Below are 13,609 nucleotides of genomic sequence, written 5' to 3'. Positions count from 1 at the left end.
CTTATGAACCAGCCTTGTCGCCACCTCTATATTCTTCAATCCAAAACTTATTTCGAAGGAACTGTAATTTCGCCCTTAATAATTTTTTGCTTGTATTGTTCTACAATATCAAGCACGTCTTTAGGTACGTTTTTCGTTGAAGTGTCTGCCAAACCAATGCCATTATCCTTCAGAGCCAGTGTTTCGACACCGCCCTTAAATTTACCGTCAATTACTTCTTTAGATACGCGTTTTACAGCTTCATCTACACGTTTTACCATCGAAGTCAATGTTACGTCGTCACCAAATTCAAGCGATTGGTCTTTATCCACACCAATAACCCATACTTGCTGACCTTGTTGCTTACGTGCGAGTGCTTCGTTAAATACACCTGTACCAGATCCGCCAGCTGCATGGAAAATAATATCTGCACCGCTGTTATAGATCGTCGCAGCCGCTGCTTTACCCAGATCCGGCTTATCAAATGCACCTGTGTAGTTAACTTCCAATTTTGCATTTGGATTTACAGCTTTAATTCCTGCTTCGAATCCTTTTTCAAAACGTTTGATCAACGGGCTATCTTGTCCACCCACAAAACCAATTTTGTTTGTTTTAGTAAGCTTACCAGCTACAACCCCCACCAAGAAGGAACCTTCATTTTCAGCAAAAACAACCGATTTTACGTTAGGCGCATCCACGACACTGTCAATGATCGCCAAATTCTTGCTCGGGTTGTCTTTCGCTACTTGTCCAATCGCATTCGCCAGATTAAAACCGATTCCCCAAGTCAGGTTAAAATCACCCTTAACAAATTGGTTCAGGTTAGGAATATAATCTTGATCGGATTTACTTTGCAGGTATTTAACTTTAACGCCTGATTCTTTCTCAGTGGCTTGTAGTGCCTCCCAAGCAGATTGGTTAAACGATTTGTCGTTTACTCCACCCACATCTGTAACCATGCCGATTTGGACATTCGATGTTTTGGCAGAACCACCTGTGTCTCCACCATTTGCGTTGGACGCACCTTGATTTTTGTTACCGCAGCCTGCGAGAATGACCGAGATCGCCAGCAGCATAACCAAAGACATACTGAACATTTTCTTCATGCTGATACTGTTCCCCCTTAGTGTTAGATCCCTGGACTGTCTCTTTTCTTTGAACATGTACATGCTCATGCATGTCATTTACTGACGAGACAGATCGTACAGAAGACTTACTTTAGAGATTATACAATTATGATCGGCTAAAATCTAGACAATTAATAACCTTGGGTCAATTTTTTTTAAAACCTCAACAATGTAAGCGCTACAATCTTAAAAAAAACATACATTCTTCCATCCTACGTCATATTTATTCGTATTTTGGAGAAAACAAAGTCTTTTCCGTACCATTGAGTATGTACAAAAAAAGGCATCCCTACACAGCGTACTGCTTGGGATACCTCTTTACCACTTTCGTGGTTTCCACGCCTTCATTATGAATAATTAAGCGTTGATTTTGCCTTTAGCAACAGTTGCCAAAGAGTTGAATGCATTAATATCATTGACTGCAAGATCAGCCAAGATTTTGCGGTTAATGTCCACACCAGCCAATTTCAGGCCGTGCATCAATTTGCTGTAAGACAAACCGTTCAAACGAGCTGCTGCGTTGATACGCACGATCCACAGTCTGCGGAAGTTACGTTTCGTCTGACGACGGTCACGGTATGCGTAAACAAGCGATTTCATTACCTGCTCGTTAGCTGTTTTAAAAATGCGGTGTTTGGAACCAAAATAACCTTTAGCAAGCTTCAATACTTTTTTATGACGACGACGAACGACGAATCCGCCCTTTACTCTTGCCATATCAAATGACCTCCCAAATAATGTTTATACTTTCTTCATTGCCGTGCTGTGCTATTTCAGGTTAGCAAGACCTTGTTTCAGACGCTTAACGTCCCCAGGTGCCATCTCAGGGTTAGTACCCAGAACGCGTTTTGCACGTTTGGATTTGTGGGAAAGCAAGTGGTTTTTGTAAGCTTTGTAACGCATTACTTTACCAGTACCGGTAATTTTGAAGCGGCCTTTAAGGCTGCTATGTGTTTTCATTTTAGGCATTGAACTTCCTCCTTAATTTGTCATTGACTCTTTGGAGCCAATATCATAATCATGCTGCGTCCTTCGAGCTTGGGTTGGCGCTCCACGGTACAAAGATCAGCAACTTCCAATTTCACACGTTCAAGAATTTTTTGACCCACGTTAGCATGAGTAATTTCACGACCGCGGAAACGAACGGAGCATTTCACCTTGTCCCCTTCATTCAGGAACTTCACCACATTGCGAAACTTGGTTTGGTAGTCATGTTCCTCGATGTTGGAACGGAACCATACCTCTTTGATGTCAACGATCTTCTGGTTTTTACGGGCTTCCTTTTCTTTCTTCTGTTGCTCATAGCGGAATTTTCCGTAATCCATAATCCGACACACGGGCGGCTTCGCTTGAGGCGCCACGTTCACGAGATCCAAGTTTGCGTCAATCGCCATTTGCAAAGCTTCACGCGTCGGTTTAATCCCGATTTGTTCACCGTTCGCACCAACTAGACGTACTTCTCTCACTCGAATCTCATCATTGATCATATGTTCCTTACTAATAACCCTCCACCTCCAGAACCTGTTATTGTTGTATTGTGTTTAAGCACAAAAAAGGGATGACGACTACACAGCCGACATCCCTGTCTGATACTCAATTCATCATGAAAGTTCAATTCACAAATCATTGGATCATGACCAGCCGGCAATACCGGACAGGTGAGAAGTCGGACCTTCTACTTGTTAATCCATACTTTTCAATTAACATACTCAAATATCTTATCACGGTGCAATCGAGGTGTCAACACTTTAATAAAAATTGATGACACCGATCTCTAGTTCTACTCTACCGTCTAATTACCCTTGCTTGCTCTGCACCTCTTCTAGGCGAACGACACGCGTATGCTGGGTATGGCTCCATTGCTTGTTGTTCTGCGTGAAGAACGCATAGACCGTAATCGGATACCACGATATCGCATAGACCGGGAACAGCAATAAGTACAGATATACTTTTTTGAATGTGACCTTTTCCAAAATCATTGCGAGCACAAAAGTAGCAACATTCAAACCAATAGCTATAACACCGGTCCAAGCTGGCAACTGTACATAGATGTTCTCGATATTAGGTCCACCAAAGAAGGCGATATCTATCCACATAGCTACTGTCATCAAGAAGGTGAGCAGTACGATATACACGTTCAGACCATAAAGAGCCATATCGAATTTAATCAGGCTTCTATGCTTGATACTTTGCCACAGCAACGGGAAGAAATAACGACGAGCAACCGTGAAATGACCTTGCATCCAGCGCAGACGCTGTCTGGAGGAGGCTTTGAACGTCAACGGCTTTTCATCATATACCTTGGCATCGTAATTAAATCTTGGATATACGTTGCACTGCGTGCAGCGCATGGTGAATTCCAAATCCTCTACGAGACTTGTCGCACCCCAGCCCATTTCCTTAAGCAGATTTGTTTCAAAGCACATGCCTGTACCACCGAGGAAATTAGCCATGTTCAGATTGTGACGTGACAGCTGCCACAAACGGTTGATGTACCAATAAGATACCCCGTATGCCGCTGTAATCCAAGAATCCTCAGGATTCTTAGTATCAATGTACCCCTGGATAACACGGGCACCTGTACACAGATCATTGTTCATTTCACTCAAGAAATTGGTATGCGCCAAATTGTCAGCATCAAACATGACGATGGCATCATATTGGCGTGGCATAGCCCATAATTCCTTGAGCATCCACTCAATAGCGTAGCCTTTACCACGCAGATTCGGATTCGTACGTTCACAAGCATTCATGCCGTGAGCGCGAACGATGTCCGCAGTCTTATCTGTGCAGTTATCACAGATTACGAACACATCGTAAAGTTCCTTCGGATAATCAAGTTGCTTCAAATTTTCCATCAATGCTCCGACAACCTGTTCTTCATTGTGGGCAGCGACTAAAATGGCAAATGATTTTTCTGGAGCCGCGTGCTCTTTCCTTTTCTTCCGAACCAATCCGAACAAGGAGAATGCAAACTGATAGACTGCGATCACCGCCAGTATGACCTGGAGCGTCACAAAAATAGCGTCTAACATGATCTCTTGTTACCCCCTTTTTATACCCCTTAAAATCTTGCGTTTGTTTGTTTTCTATCTGTGTAGCGCAAGTTGCGGCGCTTTTCGCGCCTTTTCTGTAGTTTTTGACCCGACCCTTGCTTTCTTCATTGGCTGTGCGCAGCCTCCTTTTGGCTGACACAGGAACGCCATTACGATTTTCGTTGGTTTTCAATCTTTTGTCAAAGCCCTTAAACCGGTCTCAGCAGCAAAAAAACACAACAAACTCCCGTTTAAACCGGGAATGCAGCGCTGGACTTCTCATTCATGACGTTTAGGTCTTATTTTCATCCATTTGCTAACTTTTTATTTCTTTGGTCCCTCCTTTTTGTGGGCCAATTAGCAACCACTTCTAAACACTCTATCTTATTAGACGGATGAACGCAAAGAAAGTTATACAATACAGCTTATATTCCATTAACATTTTTGTGTAGAATTGAACCAAGTAAGTTATGAATATTTAGTGATTCTTGAAATGAACAGCGTTTAAAAATATGATGAGAGCAAGAGAATAATTACTTATGGTCTGATTATGTCAAAATGACTCAAAATATTTGCCGACTGACCTGAACCGGCAACCGGAGGAAACCAAATGCAACGTCTAGTCGTAAAACTTGTAAGTCTGGAGCAGCAGTTGTTCAAATGGATCAACGGACGCTTACACAACCGTTTTTTGAACTTCTGGCTTTATTATCTCACACATTTAGGCGGGGCTACCTTTACTATAGCCTCCACACTCCTTATTTGGTGGCTCGCTCCGAACCCGTGGAAAGATTCCGGTATGAAGGGAGCCATCGCTCTTGGGGTCAGTCACATCCCCGTAGCTATCGTTAAAAAGCTGTACCCGCGGATTCGCCCGTATTTAGCGCTACCAGGTACAAATACATTCCGCAACCCCTTGTCGGACCATTCTTTTCCCTCAGGGCACACGACCGCTATTTTTTCAGCTACCGTGCCTTTTATGCTACAGTCACCGATGCTAACACTGCTGCTGTTGCCTGTAGCGACAATTGTAGGTTTTTCTCGGATTTATCTAGGTCTCCACTACCCAACGGATGTACTTGCAGGAGCGGTGATCGGAACGTCTGCAGCAATAGGAACGGTTGCATTCTGGCCTTAAAGCCGATATGGTATGATTGAGAACATCCCAGCAGGAACAGGTGAAATGAGAGTGGCTAAAAAACGAGTGTTATTATTATCGGAAGGTTTCGGTGCCGGACATACTCAAGCTGCCTACGCGCTCTCAAGCAGTTTGCGGAAGCTTTCTCCGAATGTGCAGACAAGAGTGCTGGAGCTGGGGAGTTTTTTGAATCCAAGAATGGCCCCCCTTATTATTACAGCATACAAGAAGACTGTCGTATCGCAGCCTCGCCTAGTCGGATTGGTTTACCGTCATCAGTACAAAAAATCATTAAACCGTCTTACAACGCTCGCTTTGCACCGTCTGTTCTACACGCAGACCCGAAACATTCTCCGGCAGCTTCGTCCCGATTTGGTGGTATGTACTCATCCCATCCCAAGCGCGGTAATTTCACGTTTGAAGCGCTTAGGTTTACATGTTCCGCTTTGTACTGTTATTACAGACTACGATGCACATGGAACATGGATTAGTCCCGAGGTTGACCGGTACTTTGTATCTACGCCTGAAGTCATGCGTAAGCTGCGAGCACGCGGAGTACCCGTCTCGAAAATCCAGGTGACCGGTATTCCCGTTCATCCAAATTTTTGGGAACATCCTGGGCACGATGAAATTAGAGAACAATTTGGACTTAAACCCATCCCGACCGTACTCGTTATGGGTGGCGGCTGGGGCCTTATGAATGACGAAGTTATACATCGTTCGCTTACTCAGTGGAGAGAGAACATTCAATTTATTTTTTGTTTGGGGCATAATGATAAAATTCGTCGTAAAATGCAATTAGATCCCAGGTTTAATCATCCAAATATTCATATCTTCGGATTTACACGGGAAATCGACAAATTAATGGAGGTATCGAATCTGCTCATCACCAAACCCGGCGGAATGACATGCACCGAGGGATTGGCTAAAGGGATTCCGATGCTGTTTCACAAACCTCTCCCTGGACAGGAGGAGGAAAATTGTCAATACTTTACGGCTCAAGGCTACGGAGAACCGATTACTTCGCTGGATGTTGTCGTGAAATGGATGAACCGACTGCTACACGATTTTCCAGAAATCGTCCGCAAACGACAGGAGCACGTCCACAATGTAGCGCGATATTATCCTCTTCAGAGCGCACAGAGTATTTTGGATATACTGGAACCGAACAGGGTGCTTTCCTAAAAGGAAGCACCCTGTCTTATTTTATCCATTTGATCTTTTTTTTATTTCCCGTACTTTTCAAGGCGTGTTTTTCCGTACTCTTCCAAAGCATCTTGGCCGATCAGCACTTCGACTCGATGAATATTCATACCCTTGCCCATGAACTTTTGTTCATATTCCGTCATGACATGCTCCTCGTTGATCCCCTCACGATGAAGGTTTAACGAAATATTCGTCATTTGTAAACCGCTATCGGCAAACGAATTCAAAGAAAACTCAAATAGTGTCTCCGAATCAGTCTTAAAATGAATTTGTCCTTTTCTGTTCAAAAGCTGACGGTACTTGTCCAAAAAACGCGGATGCGTCAAACGACGACGTGCATGCTTGGCTTTAGGCCAAGGATCACTAAAATTTAGATAAATGCGTTCAATTTCTCCTGGTTCAAAAACATTCTCGATCTGTTCAATGTTTGCCAGTGCCAATTTAATATTAGGCGGCGTATCAACCTCTGAATTACTCCAGGCCAGACGGGACTTTTCTGTTGCACGGCGAACCAGCTCATCATACATATCAAAGCCAATATAGTTAACCTCTGGATTCCGGAAGCTCATTTGGCTTATAAATTGCCCTTTACCCATACCGAACTCTACATGAATGGGACGATCATTACCAAAAAGCTGTTGCCATTTCCCCTTATACTGTGCCGGCTCCAAGATGACTAGATCCTGCTGTTCTTCCAGACTTTCCCGTATTCCTTTTCTTCCGCGTAAACGCATGTTACTCCTCCATATACTCTGTTATCAAGGAAAAAGGAATTTCACCCCCGCTTGAAGATACGGAAATGAAATTCCTTTTTCAATATATTTGGATTGGGGTCCAACTAATTTAATTGTTCATAGTCTACCCCATCAGCAGGTGAAAAATCAATTGTCTTTTGGCAAGCCGCTCTGATTTTTTGACGTGCGGTCGTTCCAATCTGACGATCCTGCCCAAAACGGACACCAGTCAATGCCAACGCCTCATCAAAGGTTAACTCAACAGTAACTTTATCCATACGCGTCTTATCCTGCGCATTCATAAAAGATCACCTCACGGGTTATTTGTGATGGAACCGACGTGCACTTACCCTAAAACAGGCGTTAGAAACAGCATAGCTGCCTCCCTGAAGAATAATCATTAGCAACGGGATAACTTTTATCTTCAGGATCGAAAACAGTCCTTTTATTGTATGTCTGGTACCGCTTACAATATAACATATTGTGTAACCTTTTTCAATCCGCAACGCCGTGAAATCCGCACATTTTATTGACTTGTTCGGTCAAATGATTCCCAATGAAGACTAATTTTTGTTACAATAGGGTGATCGTAAAAAAAGGAGTACACCCATGAAAACAGATTTATTGCCTGCTCCTCTCCTGTGGGGAGATAAACGGTTCCACACTTGGAATTACGAAATGCGTGAGCAATTTCAAAATAAAGTGTTCAAAGTCATGCTAGATGCGGGTTTTACCTGTCCGAATCGCGATGGCTCCATCGCTAAAGGGGGCTGCACCTTTTGTAGCGCACGCGGATCGGGTGATTTTGCCGGGCGTCGTCGTGATGATCTGGTCACCCAGTTTAATACGATTCGGGATCGACAGCATCTAAAATGGCCAAACGCCAAATATATTGGCTATTTCCAAGCCTACACGAATACGTATGCCCCGGTTGAGGAACTGCGAGAATACTTTGAGGTAATTCTGGAGCAGCCCGGCGTTGTCGGTCTGTCCATCGCTACACGTCCTGATTGCCTGCCTGACGATGTAGTGGATTACCTTGCCGAGCTAAACGAACGCACGTACCTGTGGGTCGAAATGGGTCTGCAAACCGTCCATGAATCGACCTCAGAGCTGATTAACCGCGCTCATGATACTCAATGCTATCTGGAGGCGGTGGAAAAGTTGCGCAAGCGGAATATCCGCGTGTGCGCCCACATTATTTATGGTCTGCCCCAAGAGACGCATGAAATGATGCTTGATACGGGACGTGCAGTAGCGGCTATGGATGTGCAGGGCATCAAAATCCACCTGCTGCATCTCATGCGCAAAACGCCTATGGTCAAGCAGTATGAAGCGGGATTGCTACGCTTTCTGGAAAAGGACGAATACGTGAAGCTGATTGTTGATACGCTGGAGTTTTTACCTCCCGAAATGATTGTTCATCGGTTAACCGGAGATGCCCCACGCGATTTGCTAGTGGGACCCATGTGGTCGCTCAAAAAATGGGAAGTGCTCAATGCCATTGATCATGAACTGAAGTCACGCGAAACGTGGCAGGGAAAATACTGGAGGCAACCTTAAATGGGATTCCTATCCGTCCTGAGCTACGCTCATCAATTGGTGGCTACGCGGGTGCAGCCAGGCGATACTGCTATAGACGCTACCGTCGGTACAGGAGCAGATACGTTATTTCTGGCAAAAGCTGCTGGCAAACGGGGCCGTGTCTATGGCTTTGACATCCAGCAAGAAGCACTGCATTGCGCCCGTCGTCGACTGGAAGAAAACGCTTCACCTTCATTAGCAGAAGTATCGCTACTACTACAAGGTCATGAGCAAATGCGGGAGGCCGTTCCGGACATGCTGCATGGCAAAGTCGCTGCGGTCATGTTTAACCTCGGCTACTTGCCATCCGAAGGCGCCGATCCTACGGTCATCACGCATACGCATAGTACGCTCGTCGCACTGGATGCTGCCTTACAATTGCTGCGACCACGCGGCATTCTGACTGCCGTACTCTATCCAGGGCATGCTGGAGGAAGTGAAGAAGCAGATGCCGTTCTTCAATGGGCTTCTGCTCTCCCGGTCTCCAGCGGTCAAAGCATTATTTATCGTCAATTACAACGAGCCGCTTCACCTTACGTAGTGGCAGTTGAGAAGAAATAATGTCGGATTTTAAACTCAGGTTATGAGCGGCTTTTTTAGCCGCCTTACATATATCATTTTTTTAGCTCGTTTGGGCGCTATTCATCCCAGTTTATTGCCCATCAGCACGTTATTGATTTCCCTATTCTGTTAGATCACACTCATTTACTCATTATGGAGGAGAGAAATTATGCTAAAGCCATACCCGCTGCAATTTCAACCTGAGTTCAAAGAGAGAGTTTGGGGAGGACGGGCCTTAGAGCAATTTGGTCTAACCCCACCAGAAGGACATATCGGGGAAGGATGGATGATTGCCGATCATCCAAACGGAACAACAACGGTCATCAATGGTGAGCTGGCAGGCAAAGGACTGGATGAAATTCGCGAGACCTACGGGCAAGATTGGCTCGGGGCCAAGGGTGTATCGGAAAAAGGCGGACGATTCCCACTTTTGATCAAACTACTGGATTGTAATGATGACTTATCCGTTCAGGTGCATCCGACAGATGATTACAAAGGACTTCCAGCCGGAGAATTAGGAAAAACTGAAATGTGGTACGTGCTTGATGCCAAGCCGGATGCCAAGATTATTTATGGTCTGACCGAAGGTGTAACCCGCGAGAGTCTGCGTACAGCTCTTGAAAGTGGGGACATCCTCGGCAGTTTGCGACAGGTTCCAGTCGAAGCAGGCGATACATTCTTCATCCCCGCTGGAACCGTACATGCACTGTGTGCAGGCGTTGTCGTTGCTGAAATCCAGCAAAATTCGGATACTACCTATCGCTTATATGACTATAATCGCCCCGGACTGGATGGCAAGCCTCGTGAGTTGCATATCGAGGATTCCCTCAATGTAACCTCCTACGCAGGCGCAGGCGCAACAACGATGAAAACGGACGGCTTACAGCCTGGAAAATGGCTCCAGCTGGCAGCCTGTGAGTATTTTGTTGTGGAAAAGGGTATCGTAGATGGAAGTTGGGCACTTTCTACAACGGAAGACAGCTTCACCATTCTCGTGATTTGTGAAGGCAGTGGGACCATAACATGGAACAATAATACCGAGTCTCTTTCCTGTAAAGCTGGAGATTGCTTCCTGTTGCCCGCTAACCTGAACGGTTACACGCTGAATGACGGAATGACCGTACTTAGATCTTATCTTCCTTAAGGCTTAAAGGATGTGATGTCTAATTATGCGGGAATACACCTTCACCATCGCTGAAAATGATGGAACAGAGCTTTTTGCCTACCGCTGGCTGCCCGATCAGAATTTGCCCATTAAGGGGATTGTTCAAATTTCGCATGGTATGTGCGAGACGTCCTATCGGTACATCCGACTGGCCGAAAAGCTTACTGCTTGCGGTTACGGTGTGTATGCCAACGATCATATCGGTCACGGGCGCACGGCTGGTGATCCTGATAAGCTGGGTATGCCAGGAGCTGATGCGTTTAATCGAATGGCAAATGGCATGCTGGAGCTAGGCGAAATTGTGGCTAAGGAATTCCCTGAACAGTCTCGTTTTTTGCTGGGTCACAGCATGGGGTCCTTTTTAACCCAGAAAATTATGTATGACGATCGGCAGACGTATCATGGGTTTATTTTATCGGGAACCAACGGAAGACGTGGTCTTCTAAAACTCGGAGAGCAAGTTGCTCTACTGCAAGCCAAACTGCAAGGAATGGATCATCGCAGTATGTTGCTCAACGCTATGGTCTTTGGAGGCTTTAATCGTGCCTTTCGTCCGGTGCGCACAGCGTTCGACTGGCTGTCCCGTGATCCTGAGGAAGTAGATCAGTTCGTGCACGACCCATTATGTGGAGCTATTTGCACGACAGGCTTTTTTCTGGATTTTTTCAGGCTATTGCAAGAAATCCATTGGCCTTCCTCGCTGAAACATATCAATCCCAAACTGCCAGTTTATATTTTTGCCGGGGATCGTGATCCAGTGGGTTTGTTCGGTAAAGGCGTGTTGTCACTAGTGGAAATGTATCGAAGCCTAGAGCTTCAGGACATAGAGTATCGCCTCTATCCTGATGGTCGCCATGAGATGCTTCATGAAACAAACCGCGACGAGGTGATGAGTGACATCGTAGACTGGCTCGACCGTCATGTTAATACAGAGGTGACCTCTGTTTCCACATTGTCTGGAGCCTCCGATGAACCTGAACAATCAACCTCGTCCAAGTCATCAGCCTTGTGAGGAAATAAGAAAAGAAACCTTTAAAACCACGATTAAAGTGGGATTGAAGGTTTCTTTTCTTATTCCTTTTTATTTTCCATTTGGGTTAGTTTTAAAAATCACCATGCATTTCGTTCTCTCAGGGAAGTAATATGAGCTGTGTGATGTTTACCATGCCAGGCATAGATACCGATGTTTCGTTCCAGGCGGATCGTCTGGCCCGATTCAGGATGAATAAACGATCGGTGTAGCTGATCCTCTCCCAACGATCGCAACACGGTCACCCACCGTTCATGCAGTCCTTCTAGCAATTGCAACGAGGGCTCCAGTGGAAGTTCCCTGGCGTCTGGTATTTCGGCCCAACGTCCCTCATCATATGGCTTGATCGTCGGTGTATCCTCCGTCAGCGCCAGCTTAAAACGGATATAGCTGTTCATATGGCTGTCTGCCACATGATGAACTACCTGCCTTATCGTCCAGCCCCCTTCACGATAAGGCGTATTTAGCTGCTGCTCATTCAGTCCTTCGACCGCCAGACGCAGCTGTGCAGGCAATTCAGCAATGTCGTGAATCCATGCGATAAGCTGTTCTTCTGTAATGGTGTCTGGAACAACGAATGATCCTATCGGATAGCGCAAGTCTTTGTCCAAAACAGTTCCCGCCCTTCTCTACATCTACTGACAGTAATGTCTGTAGCCTTATGTGATAACTATGCAGGAAAAAAAGCAGACTCGCAAGAGTCTGCTTTTGTCATACACGTAAAGAGGAGATACACTTACCTCATTTATTTTATCCTTCCAGTAACAATGATTCCGGATCTTCCAGCAATTCTTTGACCGTTACCAGGAAACGAACTGCCTCACTACCATCAATAATCCGGTGATCGTAGGACAACGCGATATACATCATCGGACGATTTTCCATTCGTTCCTCGTCGATGGCAATCGGGCGAAGTTGGATTTTATGCATTCCCAAAATCCCCACTTGCGGCGTATTGAGAATTGGCGTAGACAGCAGGGAACCGAAAATACCTCCATTGGTTATGGTAAAAGTTCCTCCTTGCAAGTCGGCCAGAGAAAGCGAATTGGAGCGTGCTTTGCCAGCCAAATCTGCAATGCTCTTCTCAATCTCAGCAAAGCCAAGACGATCGGCATCCCGCACAACTGGCACAACCAAACCTTCCTTGGCAGATACAGCAATCCCAATATCATAGTATTTTTTCAGTACGATATCATCGCCATTAATTTCAGCATTCACGGTAGGGAAGCGCTTGAGAGCACCAACCACTGCCTTTGTAAAGAAGGACATAAAACCCAAGCCTACATCATGTTTTTCCTTAAACTTATCTTTACGGCGTTTACGCACATCGAGAATGGCGGTCATATCCACTTCATTAAAAGTGGTCAGCATGGCAGCTGTCTGCTGTGCTTCAACAAGACGCTTAGCGATCGTCGCTCTGCGACGAGACATGCGCTGGCGTTCCACAGGCTTGCTGTACTCCGTTTGCGCTGGAGACGGAGGCGCAGGCTTGCTAGTAGCGGCAGACGCAGGTATAGATGCTGCACGTGATACTTCAGCGCTGTTATGCGTTTTTACGTCCTCCTGGAATACACGTCCGAGCGGGTCCTTTCCCTGTACCTGCTCAAGATCAATCCCGCGCTCACGCGCTAACTTCCGTGCAGATGGTGATGCCGTCTGGCCATTTCCGTCGCTATTCGATGAAATAGGCGGTGCAGACTTTTCTTCTACTTTAACGCCGCCTCCTACGGAAGACGGTGAAGTCGCTACGGACGGTGCTTCAGGCGCTTGAGTCGCTGCAACTTCTCCAGCACCGGTTGAATCCGCACTACCACTGCCGCTTCCGATCAGACCAACAGCTTCACCAATGACCACAGTATCTCCCTCCTGACGAAGGATTTTCTGCACCACACCTGCTTCTTCCGCACTAATTTCCAGATTGACCTTATCGGTTTCCAACTCCAGCAGAACATCTCCCTGTCCTACGGAATCCCCTTCCTTCACAAGCCATTTGGAGATTGTTCCCTCCGTGATGGATTCTCCCATTGCCGGCACTATAATATCGCTCACA

Annotated in this window: 15 protein-coding genes; 6 read left to right on the top strand and 9 right to left on the bottom strand. The window is 45.8% G+C overall.

From position 1 onward, the window contains the following. Window positions 1-47: 47 nt before the first annotated feature. The 5 genes from MKY75_RS07090 to MKY75_RS07070 form a co-directional block, all read right to left on the bottom strand. A complete protein-coding gene (locus MKY75_RS07090; RefSeq protein WP_165145041.1) occupies window positions 48-1,085 on the bottom strand; it encodes a BMP family lipoprotein in 1,038 nt (345 codons plus the stop codon). 378 nt (window positions 1,086-1,463) lie between these two features. Then, entirely contained in the window at window positions 1,464-1,823 is a 360-nt protein-coding gene (gene rplT, locus MKY75_RS07085; RefSeq protein WP_007429517.1) for a 50S ribosomal protein L20, read from the bottom strand. 51 nt (window positions 1,824-1,874) lie between these two features. Next, window positions 1,875-2,075 (bottom strand): 50S ribosomal protein L35, encoded by a 201-nt coding sequence (rpmI, locus tag MKY75_RS07080; protein WP_013309379.1) that lies wholly within the window; start codon window positions 2,073-2,075, stop codon window positions 1,875-1,877. A gap of 20 nt (window positions 2,076-2,095) precedes the next feature. Next, window positions 2,096-2,593 carry a translation initiation factor IF-3 gene (gene infC / locus MKY75_RS07075; protein WP_010349250.1) on the bottom strand — a complete coding sequence of 166 codons (498 nt, stop codon included), beginning with the start codon at window positions 2,591-2,593 and terminating at the stop codon, window positions 2,096-2,098. Window positions 2,594-2,902: 309 nt separating this feature from the next. Then, a complete protein-coding gene (locus tag MKY75_RS07070) occupies window positions 2,903-4,141 on the bottom strand; it encodes a glycosyltransferase family 2 protein (RefSeq protein WP_029516470.1) in 1,239 nt (412 codons plus the stop codon). 610 nt (window positions 4,142-4,751) lie between these two features. Between MKY75_RS07070 and MKY75_RS07065 the strand changes: the two genes are divergently transcribed. After that, window positions 4,752-5,279: a phosphatase PAP2 family protein gene (locus MKY75_RS07065; RefSeq protein ID WP_029516469.1), complete on the top strand. Its 528-nt coding sequence runs from the start codon at window positions 4,752-4,754 to the stop codon at window positions 5,277-5,279. A gap of 51 nt (window positions 5,280-5,330) precedes the next feature. Continuing rightward, the gene (locus MKY75_RS07060; RefSeq protein ID WP_029516468.1) at window positions 5,331-6,464 is read left to right on the top strand and encodes an MGDG synthase family glycosyltransferase; all 1,134 of its coding nucleotides are present in this window, start codon (window positions 5,331-5,333) and stop codon (window positions 6,462-6,464) included. Window positions 6,465-6,505: 41 nt separating this feature from the next. Here the strand turns inward: MKY75_RS07060 and trmB are convergent, their stop codons facing one another. Then, a complete protein-coding gene (trmB, locus tag MKY75_RS07055; RefSeq protein WP_340884817.1) occupies window positions 6,506-7,219 on the bottom strand; it encodes a tRNA (guanosine(46)-N7)-methyltransferase TrmB in 714 nt (237 codons plus the stop codon). 104 nt (window positions 7,220-7,323) lie between these two features. Continuing rightward, window positions 7,324-7,521, bottom strand: coding sequence for a hypothetical protein (locus MKY75_RS07050; protein ID WP_013309373.1), 198 nt, complete (start codon window positions 7,519-7,521; stop codon window positions 7,324-7,326). 307 nt (window positions 7,522-7,828) lie between these two features. Here MKY75_RS07050 and MKY75_RS07045 point away from each other — a divergent pair, with 307 nt between their 5' ends. From MKY75_RS07045 to MKY75_RS07030, 4 genes are all read left to right on the top strand, one after another. Beyond that, window positions 7,829-8,782: a TIGR01212 family radical SAM protein gene (locus MKY75_RS07045; protein ID WP_029516466.1), complete on the top strand. Its 954-nt coding sequence runs from the start codon at window positions 7,829-7,831 to the stop codon at window positions 8,780-8,782. After that, window positions 8,783-9,364 carry a class I SAM-dependent methyltransferase gene (locus MKY75_RS07040; RefSeq protein WP_029516465.1) on the top strand — a complete coding sequence of 194 codons (582 nt, stop codon included), beginning with the start codon at window positions 8,783-8,785 and terminating at the stop codon, window positions 9,362-9,364. It abuts the gene before it with no gap. A gap of 169 nt (window positions 9,365-9,533) precedes the next feature. After that, window positions 9,534-10,508, top strand: a complete 975-nt coding sequence (locus tag MKY75_RS07035) for a type I phosphomannose isomerase catalytic subunit (RefSeq protein WP_340884814.1) — start codon at window positions 9,534-9,536, stop codon at window positions 10,506-10,508. Between the two features lie 25 nt (window positions 10,509-10,533). After that, complete coding sequence (locus MKY75_RS07030; protein ID WP_029516463.1) at window positions 10,534-11,541, top strand: alpha/beta fold hydrolase; 1,008 nt, start codon at window positions 10,534-10,536, stop codon at window positions 11,539-11,541. Window positions 11,542-11,639: 98 nt separating this feature from the next. Here the strand turns inward: MKY75_RS07030 and MKY75_RS07025 are convergent, their stop codons facing one another. Continuing rightward, a complete protein-coding gene (locus MKY75_RS07025; protein WP_029516462.1) occupies window positions 11,640-12,170 on the bottom strand; it encodes a YfiT family bacillithiol transferase in 531 nt (176 codons plus the stop codon). 139 nt (window positions 12,171-12,309) lie between these two features. Then, window positions 12,310-13,608: a 2-oxoglutarate dehydrogenase complex dihydrolipoyllysine-residue succinyltransferase gene (gene odhB, locus MKY75_RS07020; RefSeq protein ID WP_029516461.1), complete on the bottom strand. Its 1,299-nt coding sequence runs from the start codon at window positions 13,606-13,608 to the stop codon at window positions 12,310-12,312. Window position 13,609 lies beyond the last annotated feature (1 nt).

Source organism: Paenibacillus sp. FSL L8-0663 (assembly GCF_038008125.1).
Taxonomy (GTDB): domain Bacteria; phylum Bacillota; class Bacilli; order Paenibacillales; family Paenibacillaceae; genus Paenibacillus; species Paenibacillus polymyxa_D.
The sequence above is the reverse complement of the archived record's forward strand: the minus strand, read 5'-3'. Positions and strand labels throughout refer to the sequence as shown.

What these genes read in the sequence shown, in the direction of transcription:
- rpmI (WP_013309379.1), bottom strand. Translation starts at nt 2,075, where the DNA reads ATGCCTAAAATGAAAACACATAGCAGCCTTAAAGGCCGCTTCAAAATT.
- MKY75_RS07030 (WP_029516463.1), top strand. Translation starts at nt 10,534, where the DNA reads ATGCGGGAATACACCTTCACCATCGCTGAAAATGATGGAACAGAGCTT.
- MKY75_RS07090 (WP_165145041.1), bottom strand. Translation starts at nt 1,085, where the DNA reads ATGAAGAAAATGTTCAGTATGTCTTTGGTTATGCTGCTGGCGATCTCG.
- rplT (WP_007429517.1), bottom strand. Translation starts at nt 1,823, where the DNA reads ATGGCAAGAGTAAAGGGCGGATTCGTCGTTCGTCGTCGTCATAAAAAA.
- MKY75_RS07035 (WP_340884814.1), top strand. Translation starts at nt 9,534, where the DNA reads ATGCTAAAGCCATACCCGCTGCAATTTCAACCTGAGTTCAAAGAGAGA.
- infC (WP_010349250.1), bottom strand. Translation starts at nt 2,593, where the DNA reads ATGATCAATGATGAGATTCGAGTGAGAGAAGTACGTCTAGTTGGTGCG.
- MKY75_RS07050 (WP_013309373.1), bottom strand. Translation starts at nt 7,521, where the DNA reads ATGAATGCGCAGGATAAGACGCGTATGGATAAAGTTACTGTTGAGTTA.
- MKY75_RS07045 (WP_029516466.1), top strand. Translation starts at nt 7,829, where the DNA reads ATGAAAACAGATTTATTGCCTGCTCCTCTCCTGTGGGGAGATAAACGG.
- MKY75_RS07065 (WP_029516469.1), top strand. Translation starts at nt 4,752, where the DNA reads ATGCAACGTCTAGTCGTAAAACTTGTAAGTCTGGAGCAGCAGTTGTTC.
- trmB (WP_340884817.1), bottom strand. Translation starts at nt 7,219, where the DNA reads ATGCGTTTACGCGGAAGAAAAGGAATACGGGAAAGTCTGGAAGAACAG.
- MKY75_RS07040 (WP_029516465.1), top strand. Translation starts at nt 8,783, where the DNA reads ATGGGATTCCTATCCGTCCTGAGCTACGCTCATCAATTGGTGGCTACG.
- MKY75_RS07070 (WP_029516470.1), bottom strand. Translation starts at nt 4,141, where the DNA reads ATGTTAGACGCTATTTTTGTGACGCTCCAGGTCATACTGGCGGTGATC.